Origin of the sequence: Proteus sp. G2609 (genome assembly GCF_963896135.1) — a bacterium.
Classification (GTDB): domain Bacteria; phylum Pseudomonadota; class Gammaproteobacteria; order Enterobacterales; family Enterobacteriaceae; genus Proteus; species Proteus mirabilis.
Window position 1 is genome coordinate 45,270 of the sequence record NZ_CAWQNB010000027.1, and the last position, 22,402, is coordinate 67,671.

The window sequence follows — 22,402 nt, forward strand, 5'->3', positions numbered from 1 at the left end:
TATGGTGATAATATGAAGTCTATTATTCTATTTTTTATTTCTTTATTTATTATTAATACATCTTATGCAGGTGTTATTATTAGTGGCACAAGGGTAATTTATAATGAAGGCAATAAGAATGTCAGCATTAACGTGAAAAACCCAGACAAAATGCCTTATTTGATCCAGTCATGGATAGATGATTTTGAGGAAAAAAAACAGTCAAAATTTACGATCACGCCACCTTTATTTAGATTGAATCCAGATAAAGAGAATACATTGAGGATCTTTTTAACAGAAGAAGGGCTACCAAGTGATCAAGAATCTCTTTTTTGGTTAAATATAAAAACGATCCCTGCTACAGAAAAAACAGAAAATTCATTACAAATTGCATTTAAAACGCAAATGAAATTGATCTATAGACCTAAAAGTCTAAAAGACGTTAATTTTGAAGAAGAACAAAAGAAATTATCTTGGTCAAAGGAAAGAGGGAAAGTCATAGTTTATAATCCCACACCTTATTTTATGAATTTTCAAACAATCAAATTTAATGGAAAATTGGTTGATGATGTTTCTTATGCTAAACCTTTTTCAACTAAATCATTTGATATAAATGATAATAATGAACATGGTCTTATAAGCTGGGAGCTTATTAATGATTATGGGGCTAATGTGGATTTATCCGAAGTTAGAATATAATAATTAGGTTTCTAATATGAAAATAAGTAAGGTATGTATTAGCCTCATTTTATACTTAGGCTATGCAGCTTTATTATATGCAGAAAATAATAATTTAGATGATATCTATTTTGATCCAGATTTTTTAGAGCTGCCAAATAAAGATATTATTGATTTATCTTCTTTTGAGAATAACCAACAGCTAGCAGGTGACTATTATGTTGATATTTATGTTAACACTAATTTAATTTTAACTAAAAATATTAGATTTGATAAAGATAAAAATAATCAGCTTAAACCTTGTTTATCAGTAAATGATCTAAATGACTTTGGGGTTAAAACAACAGATTATCCTGGGCTTTATTCTGAATATACTAGCTGTGTCAATTTGTCTGCGATACCAGAAGCTAAAAGTGAATTAGATTTTGATTCACAAAGGTTATATTTAAGTATTCCGCAAATTGCATTATCTAAAAACCCAAGAGGATATATAGAGTTAGATAATATTGATAATGGCATAAATGCCTTATTACTAAACTATAGTTATAGTGGTTCTAAAAACTATGATCGTAAGAATAGCAGTTCAAATACAACTTCAAATTATATAAATTTAAGACCAGGTTTAAATTTAGGACCATGGCGTTTAAGAAACTACACAACATGGTCGAGTACAAGTAATCAGTCAGGGAAGTGGAACACCCTTTATACCTATTTATCTAGAAATATAAATAAAATAAAAAGTCAGTTAATACTAGGGGATGGGATATCTTCATCTGATGTTTTTGATAGTGTTCCGTTTCGAGGCATGCAATTATCAACAGATGATGAGATGTATCCAGAAAGTTTAAGAGGCTATGCGCCTATCATTAGAGGGATTGCAAAAAGTAACTCGCAAATAACTATCAAACAAAATGGATATACTATTTATCAAACTGAAGTGGCAGCTGGCCCTTTTGAAATTAATGATTTATATCCATCAGGTAGTAGTGGGGATTTATACGTTACGATTAAGGGTGCTAATGGTAGTGAGCAACATCAAATCGTACCTTTCGCCTCTTTACCTGTATTACAGCGTGAAGGTCATTTCACTTATAGCGTAACGGGCGGTGAATATCGTGCTTATGATAATAATGTAGATAAAACGAAGTTTGGCCAGTTTACATTAGTTTATGGTTTACCTTATGGCACTACTGCTTATGGGGGGAGTCAGTTGAGTCAAAATTATCAATCTTACTCCCTAGGTATTGGGAAGAATTTAGGCTCATTTGGTGCTGTTTCTGTTGATGTTACACAGGCTAAGTCAACTTTTAATGATGGAAGGAAGCAACAAGGTCAGTCTTATCGGTTTAGATATAATAAGAATTTGAACAATATAGGAACCAATATTGCTTTAGCAGGTTATCGCTATTCAACGAGTGGCTTTTATAGTTTATCTGAAGTGTTTGATAGTTTTCGTCGTACTCATTATAGCCCTGAAATTGAGCAACGCCGTCATCGTGCGGAGATAACACTTAATCAAAATTTAGGTGATAAATATGGCTCTTTAGCTATCGGATATATACAAGAGGATTATTGGAATAGCAAAAGCAAAAAACAATCAGCAACACTTGGTTATAATAATAGCTGGCAAGGTATCAGCTATGGAATAAATTATACCTATAATAAAAATACAGTTAATCATTCTTATATTGCTGATCAGAAAAGACAAAATGATGATGAACATTTGTTGGCTTTTTCGGTGAATGTGCCCTTTAGCGTATTTGATAATACTTTTTATTATAATTTTAATGCGAATAGTAACAATAATAGTTCAAGTACAGGAAGTGTAGGTATATCGGCATCTCAGTTAAATAATCGATTAAATTGGAGTGTGCAACAAGCATTTACCAATCAAGATCAAGGATCTTCTGGAAATATCAATGCATCCTACAAAGGCCAACTAGGTGATATTACGGGGGGGTACAGTTATAGCAAAGATAATCATAATCTTTACTATGGTGTGAGCGGTAGCGTCGTTGCTCATTCTCAGGGAGTTGTTTTTGGACAGCAACTGGGAGAAACCGCGGCAATCGTAGATATTCCTAATGCGGGTGATATTACGATATTAAATCAAGCGGGAGTTAGGACTAATAACTCAGGGTATGCATTAGTTCCTTATGTCACACCATATCGTAAAAATACTGTCGAGATCGATACATTAAGATTGCCAGAGAATGCTGAAATGGAACTTACCAGTCAGACGGTTTTACCGAGTCGAGGGGCTTTAGTAAAAGCGAATTTTTCAGCCAATGTAGGCTATCGTGTATTAATGACGATAAATTTGGAAAACAAAAAGCCAGTACCATTTGGCGCTCAAGCTATTTTTAAAGACAATAGTCAGTTAAATAGTATTGTAGGTAATGATGGAGAAGTTTATTTATCAGGGTTAAAACAGAAAGGAAAATTTACTATTAAATACAACAATGAAAGCTGTCAGGTAAATTATGATCTATCTGATATTCCAGATTATTTAGGGCTCTATAAAACTACTGTAACTTGTTATTAATTAATTTAAATATCAAACATAGTTATTTTTATAGCTATTGATGTTTGCTACCTGTAGGAAAGTAAAATGATAAAAGTAATGAGGCTCTTCCTTCTTATAACTACTATTGGAATAAGTTTTTTTTCATCTGCAGGAAGTACTGTGACACTTCAATTTTCTGGAAATATAAAAGCCGCGACTTGTAATGTTTCTGGTAGTAAAAATATTAATATTGATTTGAAACAGATGCCAGAAAGTTTATTTAATAAAGTAAACTCTAGTTCTGTTTGGAATGATTTTAATATTAAGTTAATAGATTGTTCTCCGGGGGTAAATCAAGTAAAGCTGACTTTTTCTGGAACGCCTGATAATGCAGATGTGAATAATTTATATAAAAATGGGGGGACGGCAAAAAATATTGCCGTTCAATTACAAAATAAAAACAGTAATGGCGAAATTCCATTAGGTAATGGAAAAAATTTATATATCGCTGTTAATGGCAAACCATCGGTTACTGTTCCACTAAGAACACGAGCATTTAGTAAATTCGGTAATGCAACACCGGGGACGGTGTCCGCAAAAATAACAGCAACGCTCATTTATCAATAAAAAGAGGGTGTTATGTGGAAATCACTAACGTTATTTTTATTATTTTCATATTCTCCTATCGCATTAAGCAACACTGTTAATATTAATGTATATGGATCAGTAGTAGCCTCACCTTGTGAGTTAGAAACGAAAAACCACTTAATTGATTTAAAAAAAATCAATATTAGAAATATTAAAAATGGTCAAGAATCAGACTGGATAGATTTTTCTATAAAATTAAAAAACTGCCCAGTTAATACAGAGAAAGTCACTATGATTTTAAGAGGCCAAAGTGTTCCTAATTATTCGGAATATTTTATTAATAGTGGGACTGCTAAAGATATAGCACTAAATTTAGCAATGCAAAATAATAAAGGTATTGTAAAAAATAATGATAAATTAATGACGGCTGTTAATAAATATAACCATAATGCGGAATTTGCTTTATCGGCAAGAATGGTTGGCTATGGAAATAATATAACGGTGGGATCATTTAAGAGCCATCTTGAATTTACTCTTATTTATAATTAAATGTGTCATAAAGGGGTTTCAAGTGAATCGCTCTTATCCAGCATCAAAGATGGTAGGAAAAAAAATCGCTTATTACCGTAGGGTTAATGGCCTCACATTAAGTGAATTGGCTAAGAAAATAGGTATAAGTCAACAGCAGCAATCAAGATATGAACGGGGAATTAATCGAGTGAGTCTAGATAGGCTTTATCAATATGCTTGCTTTTTCGGTATTAGTTTAAGTGATCTTTTTCAATTAGATGATGAAGAGAAAGTAGAAATAGAAAATAAAATATCAAATATGGTGGGTAATAAAAATGAACCATTTGATGGGTAAAAGACTTTTTTTATTAGGTACAATCTTCTTTTTTTCTGCTGACGCCTTTGCAGCTTGTATTCAAAATCCTAATTTAAAAAATATTCAGGCTCGGATCCCCAATAAAACCTATTCAATTCAATATGATGATATAGGGACAAGAGTATTAGATGAGTTTCAGATTAATTATGCCAATGGACCTATTAAAACTTATTTGGATAAGAATGGGGACTGTGGGGATGCTTCTCTTTCAGGATATTATACAAATGGATGGATACCCGATAATAATAAAGTTGTAAAAACCAATATTCCCGGTATCGGTATGAAAATTAAATTAAATAGTTTAGGTTTTATTAACCTAACTTGGTCTAAGGTTGAGCCGCCAAACTCACCTTATCGGATAATTAATCCTTCTTGGACGGTTCAAATTATAAAAACAGGCAGAGTAACGCAATCAGGAAGCCTTCAATGGGGCAAGATTGCTCAAGCAGTACAAAATAATACACAACCTAAAAACACAACTTGGAACTTAACTTCACTTTATTTGCCTCTTAATGCAATAAAGATAAATTCATTAAAATGTACTACAAAATCATCAAATTATAATATTAATATGGGGACTTGGTATGATACTCAATTTAAAAATATTGGTGATGTCAGTAAAAGTGTAGATGTTCCTATTACATTAAACTGTGCGGCTGGCACTAACATTAAAGCGACAGTGACAAGTAGTGCTGGATATATAGATGTAAATACAGGGAAATTAAACTTATCGGGCACTAATCGAGCCACTGGTGTTGCCATTCAGTTATTAGATAAAAACAATAACCCGATAAAACTAAATACAAAAAATAGTCTACAAAATGGGGTCTCCTCCGGTGATTATATATTTGGTTGGAAAGCAAGATATATAAAAACAGGTAATAAAATAACGCCTGGTAGTGCTAACTCAACAGCAACAGTAAATATCTTATATGAGTGATAATAATATATTTTTCGATATGGTTTTGTCATTCGAGGCGATTATGAATAAAAAAATATCAAAGATAGTTGGCGCAAGAATAAAAATGTTAAGACAACAACATGGTATGACGGGTAGTGAGCTTGGTGCTTTATTAGGAGTAAGCCAGCAACATCAATCACGCTTTGAAAATGGGGAGTGCAATATTCATGTGGATGTAATTTACTTATTATCTTATATTTTTAAAGTTAAATTAAATTATTTTTTTCAGGATATAAATGACTGTTTTGATCAAGAAGGAATAGCCTATAAAGAAAGTTATTATCATTCTGAGACGATTGTCGAAAAGTGTGAACTTTGGCGCTAGTTAATATGATGCCTAACAGACTGATTAGGCATCATATTCTTGTTTTTATTATTTTACCAATACCCCAGCACCTTCCACCATAAACTACCAAGGGTTACCCAGATAATGAGATTAACAATGCTCATAACAAAACCTGCTTTCCACCACTCACCTAAGGTCGCGTAGCCTGAGCCGAAAATAATCGGTGCAGTACCTGTACCGTAATGAGTTAAAGACATCATTAATGAAGAAGAGAAAGCTAAAATAAGTCCTAATAACATTGGTGGCGCGCCAAGAGCTAAACCTGCGGCATAGAATGCAGCAAACATGGCGGTAATATGAGCCGTGGTGCTAGCAAAGAAATAGTGAGAATAGACATAAATCAGCACGAGTAATATCATACCACTTACCCAGCTTATCCCCATACTATCAATACTGGCACCAACACTTAATGAGAGCCATTTAATTAGACCTAATTTTCCTAAAAAAGAGGCCATCATTACTAATGCGGAAAACCAAACTACGGTATCCCATGCGCCTTTGTTTTTTAAAATATCATCCCAATTTAATACGCCAGTACATAATAAGATTGATAAACCAATAAAAGCCGCAGTAGTCGCATTAATACTAAATGCATCACCAAATAATAGTGCGGGTATTCCTGCCCACATAATTAATAACAGTGCAAATACTCCCAAAGTGATTTTTTCTGGCAATGAAATAGGGCCTAATTGAGCTAAACGCTCTTTGGCAAAGTGGGGAGCATTCGGCGTATGGGTTATCTCTGGTTTATATAAAAAGTAGATCACAATCGGCATTAAAAATAATGAAACAATGGCGGGAACAAAAGCCGCTATTGCCCACATTGACCAAGTTAACTCATTTTCAGGCCCTGTTTCACCGATAATTAAGCTTACAATAAGAGGATTAGGCGCGGTTGCAGTAATAAACATCGCTGAGGTGATAGGGTTGATATTATAATTGACTAGCGATAAATAACGACCAATCTTACCACTAGTACCCTCTTCGGGTTTTGAATTAAAGCTATCGGCAATAGATCGCATTATTGGGTGAATAATCCCGCCACCTCGAGCTGTATTACTTGGCGTAACAGGGGCGAGGATCGTTTCTGCAATAGCTAGGGAATAAGCGATACCAATGGTTTTTTTACCAAATAACGAAATAAAATAGTAGCCAATTCTAGCACCTAATCCGGTTTTATTAAGACTCATTGAAACCATAATAGAAATACCGATTAACCAGATAAGATTGTTGGAAAAGCCACTTAATGCATCATTAATCGCCCCTTTAGTTGAGTCTGGGTTAGTGACGCCTGTTGCGGCAACAAGCGCAATAGCAATAATAGATACTGCCCCTATAGGTAAGGCTTTGCCGATAATAGCCGCAATAGTACCAACAAACAGCGCTAACAAGTGCCAAGCATTGGGATCTACCCCTTGGGGAACAGGGATAACAAACCAAATGATAAGGATAATAGCAACAGCAATTAAGGTAGGTATAGGTCGTAATGGAGTTAATTTATTCATCAGGTTATTCCATTAAAAACAGGTGTAAGAAATAATTGTAAGTGACAGATTATGTAAATAAGTATTTTTATTAATTATAATCTTATTAACATATTTTTAAATATACATTGATTAATATCATAAAAATAAAATTAAATCTTAACATCTTGGTTTGTAATTAAGTTTTTAAGTAACTATTTGTTTTATAGTCATTATTGTTTAGGTGATTTATTGTTTACTCAGGCTAGTTGTTTTGTGTTAAATTAATTTAAATAGTAATAATCTTTTTAACTATCCCTGTTTTTTTATTCTTTATTGTGTTATGTAATTAAAAATAAGCATCACAGAATTAAAATAATCTCCATTTTTATTTATATTATATTGCTATAATTAATGGTTATTTTTATTTTACTAAAATATCAGCCTATAATATATTATTAGCGTGAAAATAGATCATAATATATGTATCATAATTTCCGAAGCTGAAACAATTCAGTTTTTATATAATGACAATTAAATAGGTAATAGGCGATGAAGTATGATCTAAATGACCTCTATTATTTTGTTAAAGTGGTGGAGTTTGGCGGTTTTTCACAAGCGGCCGAAACGTTAGGTATTCCTAAATCAAAACTTAGTCGTCGTATTGCTGATTTAGAAGAGAGACTAAAGGTCTCGCTGATCTATCGTTCAACTCGTCAATTTCATGTCACTAAGATAGGGCAAACTTTTTACCAACAGTGTAAAAATGTCGTTGAACAAGCGGAGATTGCTCAAGAGGTTATTTGTTCAGCACAGGGGCATCCTCACGGCACGATCAAACTCTCTTGCCCAGTTGCATTACTGCAAATTTATATTCAAGATATTTTGGTGGATTTTATGGCAAAATATCCTGATATCAATATACAAATTTTAGCGATTAACCGCCCTGTGGATGTGATCAATGAAGGTCTTGACTTAGCTTTACGAGTTAGAGCATTACCTTTGGATGATTCTGGCTTAACGATGAAAATATTAGGCTATTCTCGCCGTGTTTTAGTGGCTAATCCGCTATTATTTGCAACCAACAGTGCGCCTGATTCTCCAGAGCAACTTGCTGATTATCCTATTTTAGCTAATAGCGAACATTCGCAGCAGTATACGCTAACGCTTACCCATAATGATGGTACTGTTTCAACGCAACATGTTACACCTAAATTAGCGACAACGGATGTGATGACCTTATATAAAGCAACATTAAAGGGACTTGGGATCACGCGTTTACCATTGAGTGTCGTAGAGAAAGAGTTAGCAGATGGCTCTTTGGTGGAAGTCTTACCACAGTGGCGTTTTCCTAAAGATGTTATTCATGCCGTGTATCCGTCACGAAAAGGTTTATTACCCGCTATTCAAGTGTTATTAGATTATTTAGCGCAGAATATGGCTCCATATAAAGAGTAAAAAATAGATACAAACGACTGCTCTAAGTGAGCAGCCGTTTGTTATAAAAGTTATAGAACAAGGAGAGTATTAATCATATTTCGTTTGGGATACGACCAAATTTACCTTGGTTAAAATCATCAATAGCTTGCCTAATTTCATCTTTACTGTTCATCACAAATGGACCATAACCAACTACAGGCTCATTAATTGGCTCTCCGCTAAGATATAACACAATAGCATCTTCAATAGCTTCAAGATTAATTGAGCCACCTTGATTATCTAAAATAACCAAATCACCCGTATTTAATTGAGTTTGGCTATCAAGATAGGCGCTACCATGGAGTATCACTAATCCCACATAGCGATCTTTTTTGCTTGGTAAGGTCGTAGATTTACCACTTTTCAATTGAATATCCCAAACGTCAACAGGTGAAAAGGTTTTTGCCGCCCCTTGAGTTTGATGATATTCCCCCGCAATCACGCGCAGTTGTCCGGCATCATTCGCTAATGGAAGCACTGGAATAGCACTCTCTTTGAGTAACTGATAGCCAGCAGGCGCTGATTTAGCATGAGATGGGAGGTTTACCCATAACTGCACCATATCAAGTATGCCTCCCGCTTGGTTAAAGGCATCAGAGTGATACTCTTGATGTAATATACCTGATGCTGCGGTCATCCATTGTACATCTCCAGGGCCAATCACTCCTCCTTCACCTGTAGAATCGTGATGTGCCACTTCCCCTTTATAGACAATAGTCACTGTCTCAAACCCACGGTGAGGGTGTTCGCCTACACCACGGTTATGGCCTTGAGAGGCAGGGAAATCAGTCGGGCCGGCTCTGTCTAATAATAAAAATGGATTTAAATATTTACCATGATCACCATAACTAAATAGTGAGCGTACATGGAAGCCATCACCAACCCAATGTTGACGAGGCGCTTTATAAATACCAATAACTTTTTTCATAATGATATTCCTATAAAATTTCTATAGGTGGTATTCTAATGAGCTATATTGATTTGAGTAGAGGGGAAAATAGGTTTCATTATTCTAAAAATAGAACAATGACAAAAGTGTTTCAGTGTTCTATTTTTAGAATAGTGTTTATCATTATTGCTACTACCGACTTTTTAATTAATTGACTATTGTTAATTATATCGAGAGCGAGGAGATAATTAACGCTATTTCCTTATATCTTCTTCATATTGTTAATAATCGTTTTTGTTAATTAGAAGGAATAAATAAATGAGTACTCCTGCAAATTTCAATGGTCAACGTCCAGTTATTAATCCAGATGATGCTGTTATGTTATTGATCGATCACCAAAGTGGTTTATTCCAAACCGTTGGTGATATGCCAATGACGGAATTACGCGCTCGTGCTGCAGTATTAGCAAAAATGGCAACATTAGCGAAGATGCCTGTTATTACAACGGCTTCTGTCCCTCAAGGTCCTAATGGCCCATTAATTCCAGAAATTCATCAAAATGCACCACATGCTAAATATGTTGCCCGTAAAGGTGAAATTAACGCATGGGATAACCCTGAGTTTGTTGAAGCTGTGAAAGCAACGGGTAAAAAGCAATTAATTATTGCTGGTACTATTACGAGTGTTTGCATGGCGTTCCCAGCAATTAGTGCTGTTGCTGAAGGTTATCAAGTTTTTGCTGTGATTGATGCATCAGGAACGTATAGCAAAATGGCAGAAGAAATTACCTTAGCACGTATTGTTCAAGCCGGTGTTGTGCCTATGGATACGGCAGCAGTGGCTTCTGAAATGCAAAAAACTTGGAACCGTGCAGATGCCGCTGAATGGGCTCAAGCTTATACCCAAATATTCCCTGCTTATCAGTTATTAATTGAAAGTTATAGTAAAGCTCAAGATGTTATAAAGAATAATGAAACTTTAGATTCACAACGTTAATTTGTTCTTGAATTTATTTAAAACTTATTAATTTAAAAATGCCTATAAATATTATTTTTATAGGCATTATTTTTGCTTTTTTCAATAATATTATTTTTAGCAAGGGTGTAAAAGTAAAATGTAGACTTATGTTTATTTATATGAAAATTATTTAAGGCACTTTATTTATTAATAAAGTGCTTTTTATTTGTTGATAATATCGGCTAACTGCGTTATGTTACTTGTTTGTTAAATTTCTTATAAGTTCCTTGATTTGTCATACCATTTGGTATGGCTAATTATATGATTAATTTATTTTATATAAATTAATTTACTCAATATGGTGTTTTTTATTTTTACTCATTCCACTCATTATAATTTATTTAATAAATAGCGACTGATTAAATAAAAATTTTTTACAATAAATAACTGTGACTTTAATCACTCTACTTTTTGATATTTATTCAGTATGTTTGTATACAGAGTTTCAAACATGTCTATCTCGAATTTTATTTATATTACTTAAGCTATTAAGTAAATAGGCTTCTTATTATCAAAAAAACGAAATGCAACTAGATATGTGCAGTTACATATATTAAATGCGTTAAGGATATTATAATGATCCATGCTTTTATTAAAAAAGGGAGCTTTCAGGATTCCGTCAGCCTGATGATAATTTCCCGAAAATTAAGTGAAGCCCCTGAGGTGGAAGAAATTTCCGTCATGATGGGAACACCAGCGAATAAATCTCTCCTTGATGTCACCGGTTTTTGGCATGACATTTTTAACGAAGCGACACCTAATGATATCTGTGTTTCGATTAAAGCTGAATTAGACGATCCCGCTATTATCGAGACTATCTCCAGTGCGTTAGAAGAAGCCTTAGCTGATATTGCTAACGGTCAAAAAAGTGGTAATAAATTAACCACTGTACGTAGCTGGCGTACGGCTAAACAAAAAAGTCCTAACGCTAATATGTTGCTTATTTCTATTGCCGGTGAGTATGCGGCGGAATTAGCTGATACGGGATTAGAAGATGGCTGTAATGTGATGCTATTTTCCGATAACGTCTCTATTGCTGATGAAAAAGCATTAAAAGAAAAAGCCGCCGCTAACGGATTGATAGTCATGGGGCCTGACTGTGGTACGGCAAATATTGCTGGCGCACCTTTAGCCTTTGCTAACATTGCACCGAAAGGCTCTATTGGTATCATTGGTGCATCAGGGACAGGAATTCAAGAGATCACCTCACAAATTGTATTACAACGCCAAGGGGTTTCTCATGCAATAGGTCTGGGGGGACGAGATCTCAGCGAGCAAATTGGTGGTATTAGTGCTATCACGGCTATTAATATGCTGGCGGCAGATCCTCAAACCCGTGTGATTGCTTTTGTTTCTAAACCTCCCGCACCGGCAGTACGTGAAAAAATTATTGCAGAAATGAAGCGTCATAATAAACCGATAGTGGCGCAATTCTTAGGAACAACACCAGAGAAATATCAAGACGATAATATCTATTTTACTCGCACCTTAGACGAAACGGCGCGTATTGCGGCTACGTTAGCACGTGTTGAAGATAGTGCTGCTCAGTTACCTAAAGTGACAGGTAAAAAGATTATTGGATTATATGCTGGTGGAACATTAGCGGCAGAATGCGCGATGTTGTTATCTGAGCAACTCAATGTGGCGGTAGATAACGAACATAAGCAAGGTACGATGCTCGATGCACAAGGGCATAAAATTATTGATATGGGCGATGATTTTTATACCCAAGGCAAACCCCATCCAATGATAGATCCTTCTACTCGCAATAAATTTATTAGTGAATTAAGTAATAAGCATGATATTGGCGTATTACTGGTCGACTTTGTGATTGGTTATGGTGCAACGTCAGATCCAGCAGGTGCATTAATTCAAGAAATTAAAAAATTAAATGAAAAACGTGGTGAAGCTAATCCACTGATTACTATCGCCACTATTACCGGTACGCAGGAAGATCCTCAAAACCGTAGTGAGCAACAAAAACAGCTACAAGATGCAGGTATTATTGTGATGGATACCTTGCCAGAAGTCGTACTGTTAGCCAAAGAATTAATCCAGCCACATCCAGTAGAAGCAGCTGCTGAAATTTCACCACTTTTAAATGGGATCTCCGTGATCAACGCCGGATTACGCAGTTTTGCTGACGATCTGCAATCCAGTGGTACGCCTGTTGTTCATTATCAATGGGCACCTGTCGCAGGTGGTAATAAAAAACTGGCTGAAATATTAAAGAAATTGAAATAAGGAATTGCAGATATGTACTCAACTATCGAACAAGCGAATGAAGCAGTTATCGAACGTATCCGTGAAGCCCGTCCTCACTGGTGTGATGTGAGTTTAGCAAAAGAAGTAGTACCAACTTTAGCAACAGGAAAAAAATTACTGCATGCAGGACCTCCTGTAACTTGGCAAGAAATGAGTGGCCCTGTCCGTGGCGCCTGTATTGGTGCTAGCTTATTTGAAGGTTGGGCTGAAAATGAAGCGCAAGCCTTGGCTATGTTAGAGGCGGGAGAGATTGAGTTTATTCCTTGCCATAATGTCAATGCCGTAGGGCCGATGGGAGGTATTACTTCTGCTCATATGCCAATGCTAGTGATTAAAAACCATGTTCACGGTAACTATGCTTACTGCAATATGAACGAAGGTATTGGTAAAGTGATGCGTTTTGGTGCTTATGGTCCTGATGTACAAGAACGTTTGCATTGGATGCGTAATAGCTTAGCTCCAGTATTAAAAGCCGCTTTAGCCACCATTGAGAATGGGATAGACCTTACGGCAATTATGGGTCAAGCCATTACGATGGGAGATGAATTCCACCAACGTAATATTGCTGCTTCTGCACTATTGTTACGAGAGCTGGCGCCAATTCTTAGCACATTGGATTTAGATGCGGCTGAGATAACCAAAGTGACCAAATTCCTCAGTATTACTGACCAATTCTTCCTTAATTTAGCCATGGCTTATTGTAAAGCGGCGATGGACGCAGGAGCACAAATTAAGCAAGGTACGATTGTGACGGTAATGACGCGTAATGGTAGTAATTTTGGCATCAAAATAAGTGGTATGGGTGATCAATGGTTTACAGCACCTGTTAATACGCCACAAGGATTATTCTTCTCTGGTTTTAGCCAAGCAGATGCCAACCCTGATATTGGTGATAGTGCTATTACAGAAACTTTCGGTATTGGTGGTGCAGCAATGGTTGCAGCTCCGGGAGTAACCCGCTTTGTCGGGGCATCGGGTGGTATGGATGCAGCACGTGAAGTGACAGAAGAGATGGCTGAAATCTACCTTGCTCGTAATATGATGCTACAAATACCGACTTGGGATTTCCAAGGTGCGTGTTTAGGTTTAGATGCTCGTCGAGTTGTTGAAACGGGTATTACACCGCTAATTAATACGGGTATTGCTCATAAAGAGCCGGGGGTTGGGCAAATTGGCGCAGGAACGGTACGTGCACCTTTAGGCTGTTTTGAAAAAGCGATAGTGGCACTGGCAGAAGAATTAGGCATTGAAGCTTAATCACGTTTTGTAATAACACGGTCGTCAGGGGGCAATATGCAAATTCAAGCACTTCAAACCAGTCAGCATATCTTTGCTTTTGAAGGTGAGTTTAAATGTGTCGGCATTTATGAACATGCTTTGAATTTTATTTGCCCTCAGCAACGCTTAATCACTTTTCATCGTCAAGGAAGAGGATTAAGCCCGATGGGGTGGCTACTGAAACAAGCCGATTTTGATTCTTTGGCTAAGCAGTGTCATCCCGCTTTGAAAATGCGGATGAAAAACAATCAAATCGCAATCGCAGATAATATGACATTGATTGCCGGTGATAGTGAAAATTTGCGTTTACAAGATAAAGCGACATTAGATTTACGATGGTTAGAGAGTTTTTTTTCTCTATTATCTCCGGTGATAGCGACAGGACTCTATGGGCCATTAAAAAACTATCGTCAAATCGCCCGACTTGATGAAATTAAGTTATTAACAAAGTTATTTTATCATCAATTGTCTGGAAAAGCGGTTAATTGGGCGATGTTTATTGGTAAAGGTCCAGGGTTAACACCGAGTTCAGATGATATGCTGGTGGGAATGTTATTTGCGCATTATTTAGCACAGCCAGAAAAATCGATTGAACATTTTTTTAATGAAACACCACCATTATCGTCATTAACTACGATAGTGAGTCAACATTATTTGGAATACGCCACACGGGGAATATTTTCTACCTATCTTATTCAACTAGGTAAAAAAATAAAAAATAAAGAGATTATTTTTAAAGATATGTTGGAAATACTCTCTATCGGTCATCATTCCGGTGCAGATACTTTACTGGGATTATGGATTGGTTATCAAATTAAACAACAACAGCGTATAGATTAATCTTTTTTATTAAAAAGAAATTATAAACGTTCGGAAACGGATAATTATGAAAACAATTGTTATTGCTTTAGGCGGAAATGCATTATTACAGCGTGGCGAAATTTTATCTGCTGAAAATCAATATAAAAATATTGAATTAATGTCAGAGACAATTAATAAATTAGCGCAAGAGTACCGTGTTGTTTTAGTACATGGTAATGGGCCTCAGGTTGGGTTGTTAGCATTACAAAATCTTGCTTATCAAGCGGTTCCAGCCTATCCGTTGGATATCTTGGTCGCGGAAAGCCAGGGGATGATTGGTTATATGATGATGCAGAAAATCAACCAAAATAATCCTACGCAAGCAATTACTACAGTAATGACTCGTGTTTCTGTTGATATTAATGATGAGGCTTTTAGAGAACCGAGTAAATTTATTGGCCCTATTTATGAGGAAGCAGAAAAAGAAGAATTAATAAATAAATATCAATGGACATTTAAAAAAGATGGGCAATATTATCGCCGTGTCGTACCTTCACCAGCACCTCAAAAAATAATTGATATAGAGGCAGTAAAGCTTTTATTAGATAAAGGTCATATTGTTATTTGTGGCGGTGGAGGAGGTATTCCAGTTAATAATATAAATAATGAATTTATTGGTAGTGAAGCCGTTATAGATAAAGATTTAACAGCAGCTTTAATTTCTCGTGAGTTAAATGCAGAGCACTTTGTTATTTTAACAGAGGCTGATGCCATTTATAAAAATTGGGGAACACCAGAACAAGCTGCTATTCGTGAAGCAACACCAGAAGAACTTGCACCAATGGCAGTGGCTGATGGCGCAATGGGACCAAAAATCATGGCTGTCAGTGATTTTGTAAATGCCACAGGACAACAAGCTCATATTGGCGCATTACAAAACATTCAACAGGTTATTGAAGGTCAGTCTGGCACTTTAATTTATAAGTCTTAATAACATTCTGTCAGGAGCGTCATTATGAACGATGCACAAGTGAATGAGAGTAAAGGCAAAGTCCCTTATTGGGTCAAGCTGACGATTATTTTCTTTTTTGGTTGGATTGCACTGTATGGTAGCCGTGCCATTGTCGGTCCTTTAATGGTGAATATTGGTGCTGAGTTTGATCTTACCAAAGCGCAACTTGGCTCAATTATGAGTATTTTCTTTATTGGCTATACAGCACTGAACATTCCATCAGGCATAATTGGTGACTATTTAGGTAAGAAAAAAGTCTTAGTCACGGGTGTTGTGCTCTTTGGTGGATTTACCATTATCGCAGGGATGATGCCAACTTATGTCACCTTTATGTTTGCATGGGTGATGGTCGGGGTATTCCAAGGATTCTATTATGGTCCACAATATGGTTTATCTTCAGAAGCTATTCCCAAACATCGTATTACGCTAGGTAGTGCCATTATCAATAGTGGTATGGCGTTTGGTTTATCCATCGGTTACTACATCTCTAGTATTTCTGTCGGTGAGATGGGGATGAGCTGGCGTGCACCATTCTATATTATTGGGGTACCTATTATTATCATTGGTTTGATGATGTTATGGATAATAAAAGATAAACCTAAAACGAAAGCTACGGATACGGCTCCTAATGCACCAAAACAGAAAACAAAACTGACGTTTAAAGATTTATTTGGTAACCGTAATATTAACCTTGCTTATATTACTATTTTCTGTTCAATCTATGGGTTCTTTGTTTTAGTCACTTGGTTACCCTATTATCTTGAAACCGAGCGTGGTATTACAGGAACACAGATCTCTACCATCGCATCACTCATGCCTTGGTTTGCTATTCCTGGCTCACTCTTATTTAGCTGGTTCTCTGATAAATTAGGTCGTCGTAAGCCTGTGCTATTAATTATGTTACCGTTGTCTTTGGTGGCTATTCTTGCTGTACCTATGTCAGATTCTATGCCGGTACTGATTGGTGCACTGATCTTATACGGGATCGTAGGGAAAATTAGTACTAATCCAGTATTAGTGGCGGTAGTGGCAGATAATTCACCACGCCATGCATTAGGGACATCTTTTGGTGTGTATAACTGTATTGGTATGCTAGGTTCAGTATTTGCCCCTACATTAACGGGTTTTTTATCAGATAAAACAGGAAGTATGGATTCCGGCTTCTATTTTGCTGCTATCCTGATTTGCATAGGTATTGTGGCAAGCTTATTTATTAAAGAAAATCCTGACGCCACAGCGACCAACTAACGCATTAAGTTTAATGTTATCAACAAGGGCAAACTTCGGTTTGCCTTTTTTAGTTAAGGGGATCGTAAAAAGATTGCACACTGGGATGCCCTTGTCGGAACAAATCAACCAGATAGCTGACAACGGCACCTTTTTTATCTTCGCACCAAGCTAGTGATAGGGGAGAATTATGGCGACGATTTTTCACTTCCTTTGCAATAAGTTGTCCACTATCAATCAGTGGTTTACATAGACTTAATGGTAAAAAACCGATCCCGACACCTTTTAAATGACATGCTAGTTTAGTATGTAAATCAGGTACTTTAATTTCATGTTGTCCAGATAGACGCCAAGCGGTGCGTTTGGAAAGATGGCGTGAAGTATCTTCAACATTGACGGCAGAGTATATCCGCATTTGATCATCACTTAATACCCCACTAACATTGGCTAATGGATGATTTGGTGCCACGACAAATTGCCATTGAATTTCCCCCATAGCACAAATATTAATATTATTTTTCAGTGATTCATTACCTGTGACACCAATGGCAAAATGGTAATCTTCATTAATTAACGCGTCCCATACTCCCATATAAACTTGTCGAGTAATATGAAATTGGGTAGAAGGAAAACGCTGGTGCAGGCAGGCTAACATACTGGCCACGGCGGTACGATCATAGAGTAAGTTATTAATAACAATATTAACTTGGTGCTCAACTCCCGCATTCATCTGCTGTAGCTCGATAGGCATTGATTCAAGCCAAACAATCCACTGGCGACATTTCTCTAATAAATATTCTCCTGCCGGCGTTAATGTGACGGTTCTTGTCGTACGATTAAACAACTGTGTACCAATATTCTCTTCTAGGGTTTTGATCCGATAGCTGATGGCCGCAGATGTTTTGTGTAACATCTCCGCCGCTTTAGTAAAGCTTTGGCAATCTGCTACTTGAATAAAAGTACGGATCATCTCTTGATCTAACATATTCTTTTTCCTGATGGTGAAAGAGGTAAAAGTCACATAATGTGTATGGTAAAAATAATCTATTTTTGTGTGATGGATACCTATCACAATGCAATAGTGGGTATTTTTTATGCTGTCAATCGCTGTTATTTTGGCTTATTTGTTATTATATGTTGTATAAAATTTTTGTTATTTATAGATAAGCGATAAAGGGCATACTAACAAAAAATTTCAGCTAATGATGGGAAAATTAAGATGTTCGATAAGTTAATAGTGTGACTGCTTTCACGTTTCACCCATCCTCTTTACTCGTATTAGTATTAAACGAGTAAAGAGACGGGAATACTAAAACTTAAAATACAGCAGAATAATATAGCACTTACGCGATTTTAAAAGGGTAAGTGAAAAAGAGCAGGTGAGTGAGATTCAGTGCAAAATGAAAGAGTGTAGCAACCCAAAGCCTACCGCTCCACATCCACGCTAAGCCATAAATAATACCTGCCAATGAGGCGAAGATAATGAGTAATATTCCTCCGGCAAAATGGACTAAACCAAATAAAATAGCGGTAATAAATAGCGCAAGATAGGGAGATAAATAGCGAGATAGACTTTGCTGTATAGCTCCTCTAAATAGTGCTTCTTCAGCAAGAGAGACAAAGAAAATATTTGCCAACATAAAGGCGGGTAGCCATTGTGGCAAATGTAATTCAATAGCGAGTCCACCCAATGCCATTGCGAATAATAACAGTGCGGGGATCGCCATAGCCAGTAAAACCCATTGATATTTATTGGCTTTTTTTACTGGTTCCGTTTTAAATAATGTAGGAATAAAAATCATTAAAATAAAAGGGATTAATGCTTTATCGGCATTGAAATAAAAAGAGAAAGGGGGGCTATATTGCCCTAATGGAACATGTTTAATGTAGCGTAAGTTATTAAAACCAGGAATAAAATGAAAAGTTAACCCAACAATAATGGCGATAAATGCAAGAATAACAATAGTGGCAATAAGACGATTGGTTTTGTAATGGCGATATGCATAAGAGAGTAAAATTAAGCTCAATATAACCGGAAGTACATACCAAGTGATAACACCTGTTATAAATGCGCTAATGGTGGTTATAGCTAAAGTAGTAAGTGCAAGTTTGCGATGGAACCCTAATAACAATAAAGATAAAGCAAGAAGTAACCAAGTGATCATAATTATCTACAAAAAAATAAAAAGGAAACGCTAGATTAAAAGATAGTAATAATGTGATCTATGACAATAAGTTAAAAAAAGAAGTGGTCGGATTTCGAGTATGGGATTATTCTTATTTAATATGTTGATTTATAAAAATAAAGCTTAAATATAGGTATTTTTAATTGAGTTAAAACAAGCGATTAATTACATTGACGATAATAACTCGATGATTTATTTATAGAAATGCTGGTAATAATTTTGCAGATTACCAGCATTTATTCAAAAGGGAATTACACGTAGAAATAGCGAATAACGTGGAAGAAAATAGGGGCGGCAAAGCACAGGGAATCCATTCTATCCATCATACCGCCGTGGCCTTCAATCATAGTACCGAAATCTTTTACGCCACTGTCTCTTTTTATGGCTGACATACATAAACCGCCAGCAAAGCCTGCGAGTGTGATGACTAAAGAGAGTAAAAAAGCAGCCCACCATGTGAAAGGTGTTGCCCACCATAACATCATCCCTATAAGGCTTGCTGAAATAATGCCGCCAAAGAAACCTTCGATGGTTTTATTAGGACTTAATTTCGGTACGATAGGATGTTTGCCAAATAGTTTACCAAACACATATTGTAAAACATCAGAAGTCTGTACCACGATCATCAAAAACAGTAATAAGTTAATATTACGTCCTTCAAAGCCTTCTATCGGTAACATTAATAATGCTGGAGCGTAGCTAAGGCAATAGATAGCTATCATGACACTCCATTGCACTTTTGCCATGCGCTCGAGAAAGTGATGAGTATCTCCGGAAAGCGCCATACGTGTTGGAATTAATAAGAAGGCATAAACCGGAATAAAGATGGCTAGCAAATTATACCATTGCACACCGACGAGAATATATTGGATAGGCAGCACGACAAAGAAACACCAAAAAAGTGCTTCGTGATCACCTCGATGAGTCGGGGTTAATGTAACCAATTCACGTAATGCAAGCCATGAAATTAAGGCGAAGAGGATAACTGAGCCTATTGTTCCAATACTAATAGCGACGGCAGAAATGATACACATGATCCACCAAGCTTTAATTCGAGAATTAAGATTGGTAATGGTTGAGGTAGGACCTTTGAGTGCCGCAAGGATCGCACCAATAATACTGGCAATAATTAAAAAGGAGAATAGCCCGATAAAGATCCAGAGAATTTCATTGTTGATACTATCCATGATGTAACTCCTCTAACGCACTTTTGGCTCTTAATAGAAATTCAGTCTTATCTTCATTTTCATGTGTCGGCTCAATAGGCGGGCCAAATGTGGCACTACAAATGATAGGAACAACAAGCCGAGAGCCTTTAGGAAGTACGCGGTTTAAGTTTTCAAGATAGATAGGGACTAATTGAGCCTGTGGATTGTTACGGGACAAATGCCAAAGACCGGCTTTAAAATCCTGAATAGACTCACCGTTACCTCTTGTCCCTTCAGGAAAAATAATTAGCGATTCACCTTTATCTAAAACAGCCTGCATCAGTGTAAGAGCATTTACTTTCTGAGGTGCAGTTGTTGTTTCACCATTTCCTTCAGTAACATTTGTTTTATTCGCGTGGCGTGGGATCAAAACTGCACGAAAGATACGACGAGAAAGATAACGACGTAAACGGTTTTTATTCCAATAATCTTCTGCAGCAACAGGGTGCACAAATGGCCGAATATGGGGGGCAAGTGAAGACCAAATAACTAAACCATCTAGATGACTTGAGTGATTTGCGTAATAAATACAAGGTTTATCTTTCTCAATCGGAGATATTTGTTTGGCTCTGATCCCGGTTAAAAAACGGCAGATAGAGACTAAGACTGATGATATGATTTTTGCATCGAAAGAGAGTTTGCCATTTTTCATTCATCAACTCCTTGTGTTAAATCGCGTAAAATTTGGCGAGTTCTCAAAATGGTAGTAAGTACAGAGCCGAAGATAATGATCCACAGGGAGACTAAACAGAGCCATGCTCCCCATTCAGCGGGAATAAATGCAGAGATAATGGCAATACCGGTTAATAATGCCATTCTATGTTGCTTGGCCATTGGTCCCGTAAAACGCTGTTCTAACCCACAACTACCACCTAATACACGGATATAAGCTGTCATTACCGCAAAGAAAGCGGCTACCCAGCCTAAGGTAATAGCGATAGGAAAAGTGATGGATAAACCATAACCTACACCAATAATAATCAATGTATCAGCTATTCGGTCTGGTAGTTCGTTATAAACAGCACCAGCAGGACTTTTTAATCCGCCTTCAACTGCGACCATACCATCGAGTAGGTTACAGATAAGTCTACCCTGGATAGCTAATGCACCTAAAATAAGAAGGATTGATTGAAGTAGGCCTTGGGAGTGAGCGAGAGCAAAGTAGAGAAACAAACCGGAGATAGCAGCGAATAGGATACTAAATAAAGAGATCCCATTGGGGGTAGCGCCTTTGCTTTGCAGCCAGCGACTACAGCGAGTTGCCCAGTTGGTTTGTCTTGCTTTTATAGGACGACGATTTTTTTCTTCATTATTCATTTTTTTTACAAAAAAATATTAGTGAGTACACAAGGTATTAGCATAATACGTTTAAGTAAAAAGAAAATGAAGATCAAATTATAAGATTATCTAATAAATTTTATAAGTGAATAAAAAAGTAGGCTCATTGATTAAGCTAGGATAAATATTCAATCGACAAAAAATACTTATTCTTTAGGTGTTAATACTTATTTTTGTTTAGTTGTTTTTACGTAATCATTTTTTCCTAAAGTGATATTCCTATTATGACGTGGATGAGTAGAAAAAATTTGTTATATATTAAAATAGCTCAACAATAAAGAGAATTAATTTCTAA

The 22,402-nt window shown here is 36.3% G+C and carries 21 protein-coding genes; 14 read left to right on the forward strand and 7 right to left on the reverse strand.

The genetic code is table 11. From position 1 onward, the window contains the following. Positions 1 to 12 precede the first annotated feature (12 nt). The 7 genes from AACV01_RS07965 to AACV01_RS07995 all read left to right on the forward strand — a co-directional run bounded on the left by AACV01_RS07965 (position 13) and on the right by AACV01_RS07995 (position 5,923). Entirely contained in the window at positions 13 to 678 is a 666-nt protein-coding gene (locus tag AACV01_RS07965; RefSeq protein WP_004244317.1) for a fimbrial biogenesis chaperone, read from the forward strand. Positions 679 to 694: 16 nt separating this feature from the next. After that, positions 695 to 3,202: a fimbria/pilus outer membrane usher protein gene (locus AACV01_RS07970; RefSeq protein WP_161682674.1), complete on the forward strand. Its 2,508-nt coding sequence runs from the start codon at positions 695 to 697 to the stop codon at positions 3,200 to 3,202. A 66-nt stretch (positions 3,203 to 3,268) separates the two neighbouring features. Beyond that, complete coding sequence (locus AACV01_RS07975; RefSeq protein ID WP_036895524.1) at positions 3,269 to 3,790, forward strand: fimbrial protein; 522 nt, start codon at positions 3,269 to 3,271, stop codon at positions 3,788 to 3,790. 12 nt (positions 3,791 to 3,802) lie between these two features. Beyond that, entirely contained in the window at positions 3,803 to 4,300 is a 498-nt protein-coding gene (locus tag AACV01_RS07980) for a fimbrial protein (RefSeq protein ID WP_064505980.1), read from the forward strand. Positions 4,301 to 4,322: 22 nt separating this feature from the next. Further along, entirely contained in the window at positions 4,323 to 4,616 is a 294-nt protein-coding gene (locus tag AACV01_RS07985) for a helix-turn-helix domain-containing protein (RefSeq protein ID WP_004248670.1), read from the forward strand. Next, a complete protein-coding gene (locus AACV01_RS07990) occupies positions 4,597 to 5,577 on the forward strand; it encodes a fimbrial protein (RefSeq protein WP_046334409.1) in 981 nt (326 codons plus the stop codon). Before AACV01_RS07985 ends, AACV01_RS07990 begins: the two co-directional genes overlap by 20 nt. Beyond that, a complete protein-coding gene (locus AACV01_RS07995; protein ID WP_004244307.1) occupies positions 5,570 to 5,923 on the forward strand; it encodes a helix-turn-helix domain-containing protein in 354 nt (117 codons plus the stop codon). Before AACV01_RS07990 ends, AACV01_RS07995 begins: the two co-directional genes overlap by 8 nt. A 53-nt stretch (positions 5,924 to 5,976) precedes the next feature. On the opposite strand, the gene AACV01_RS08000 is transcribed toward AACV01_RS07995, so the two are convergent. Further along, the gene (locus AACV01_RS08000; protein ID WP_161682676.1) at positions 5,977 to 7,449 is read right to left on the reverse strand and encodes an anion permease; all 1,473 of its coding nucleotides are present in this window, start codon (positions 7,447 to 7,449) and stop codon (positions 5,977 to 5,979) included. 510 nt (positions 7,450 to 7,959) lie between these two features. Here AACV01_RS08000 and AACV01_RS08005 point away from each other — a divergent pair. Further along, the gene (locus AACV01_RS08005) at positions 7,960 to 8,865 is read left to right on the forward strand and encodes a LysR substrate-binding domain-containing protein (protein WP_041701242.1); all 906 of its coding nucleotides are present in this window, start codon (positions 7,960 to 7,962) and stop codon (positions 8,863 to 8,865) included. 73 nt (positions 8,866 to 8,938) lie between these two features. Here AACV01_RS08005 and AACV01_RS08010 read toward each other — a convergent pair whose 3' ends face one another. Then, positions 8,939 to 9,814, reverse strand: coding sequence for a pirin family protein (locus AACV01_RS08010; RefSeq protein ID WP_046334407.1), 876 nt, complete (start codon positions 9,812 to 9,814; stop codon positions 8,939 to 8,941). Between the two features lie 279 nt (positions 9,815 to 10,093). On the opposite strand from AACV01_RS08010, the gene AACV01_RS08015 reads away from it, so the two are divergent. From AACV01_RS08015 to AACV01_RS08040, 6 genes are all read left to right on the forward strand, one after another. Then, complete coding sequence (locus AACV01_RS08015; protein ID WP_004244302.1) at positions 10,094 to 10,771, forward strand: hydrolase; 678 nt, start codon at positions 10,094 to 10,096, stop codon at positions 10,769 to 10,771. A 597-nt stretch (positions 10,772 to 11,368) separates the two neighbouring features. Continuing rightward, positions 11,369 to 13,036, forward strand: coding sequence for an acyl-CoA synthetase FdrA (locus AACV01_RS08020; RefSeq protein ID WP_161682678.1), 1,668 nt, complete (start codon positions 11,369 to 11,371; stop codon positions 13,034 to 13,036). Positions 13,037 to 13,048: 12 nt separating this feature from the next. After that, entirely contained in the window at positions 13,049 to 14,314 is a 1,266-nt protein-coding gene (locus tag AACV01_RS08025) for a YlbE family protein (RefSeq protein ID WP_004244300.1), read from the forward strand. 36 nt (positions 14,315 to 14,350) lie between these two features. After that, positions 14,351 to 15,175, forward strand: coding sequence for a DUF2877 domain-containing protein (locus AACV01_RS08030; RefSeq protein WP_004248662.1), 825 nt, complete (start codon positions 14,351 to 14,353; stop codon positions 15,173 to 15,175). A gap of 46 nt (positions 15,176 to 15,221) precedes the next feature. Further along, the gene (locus AACV01_RS08035; RefSeq protein WP_036905094.1) at positions 15,222 to 16,127 is read left to right on the forward strand and encodes a carbamate kinase; all 906 of its coding nucleotides are present in this window, start codon (positions 15,222 to 15,224) and stop codon (positions 16,125 to 16,127) included. Between the two features lie 24 nt (positions 16,128 to 16,151). Continuing rightward, positions 16,152 to 17,396, forward strand: a complete 1,245-nt coding sequence (locus AACV01_RS08040) for an MFS transporter (RefSeq protein WP_004244297.1) — start codon at positions 16,152 to 16,154, stop codon at positions 17,394 to 17,396. Positions 17,397 to 17,445: 49 nt separating this feature from the next. Here the strand turns inward: AACV01_RS08040 and allS are convergent, their stop codons facing one another. From allS to AACV01_RS08065, 5 genes are all read right to left on the reverse strand, one after another. After that, on the reverse strand, positions 17,446 to 18,360 hold the full coding sequence (allS, locus tag AACV01_RS08045; RefSeq protein ID WP_004244295.1) for an HTH-type transcriptional activator AllS: 915 nt from the start codon (positions 18,358 to 18,360) through the stop codon (positions 17,446 to 17,448). Positions 18,361 to 18,718: 358 nt separating this feature from the next. After that, positions 18,719 to 19,540 (reverse strand): CPBP family intramembrane glutamic endopeptidase, encoded by an 822-nt coding sequence (locus AACV01_RS08050; protein ID WP_004244294.1) that lies wholly within the window; start codon positions 19,538 to 19,540, stop codon positions 18,719 to 18,721. A gap of 272 nt (positions 19,541 to 19,812) precedes the next feature. Beyond that, positions 19,813 to 20,748, reverse strand: a complete 936-nt coding sequence (locus AACV01_RS08055) for a phosphatidate cytidylyltransferase (RefSeq protein ID WP_004244293.1) — start codon at positions 20,746 to 20,748, stop codon at positions 19,813 to 19,815. After that, positions 20,741 to 21,421 (reverse strand): lysophospholipid acyltransferase family protein, encoded by a 681-nt coding sequence (locus AACV01_RS08060; protein WP_004250285.1) that lies wholly within the window; start codon positions 21,419 to 21,421, stop codon positions 20,741 to 20,743. Before AACV01_RS08060 ends, AACV01_RS08055 begins: the two co-directional genes overlap by 8 nt. Further along, complete coding sequence (locus AACV01_RS08065; RefSeq protein ID WP_004244291.1) at positions 21,418 to 22,086, reverse strand: CDP-alcohol phosphatidyltransferase family protein; 669 nt, start codon at positions 22,084 to 22,086, stop codon at positions 21,418 to 21,420. Before AACV01_RS08065 ends, AACV01_RS08060 begins: the two co-directional genes overlap by 4 nt. Between the last annotated feature and the right edge of the window lie 316 nt (positions 22,087 to 22,402).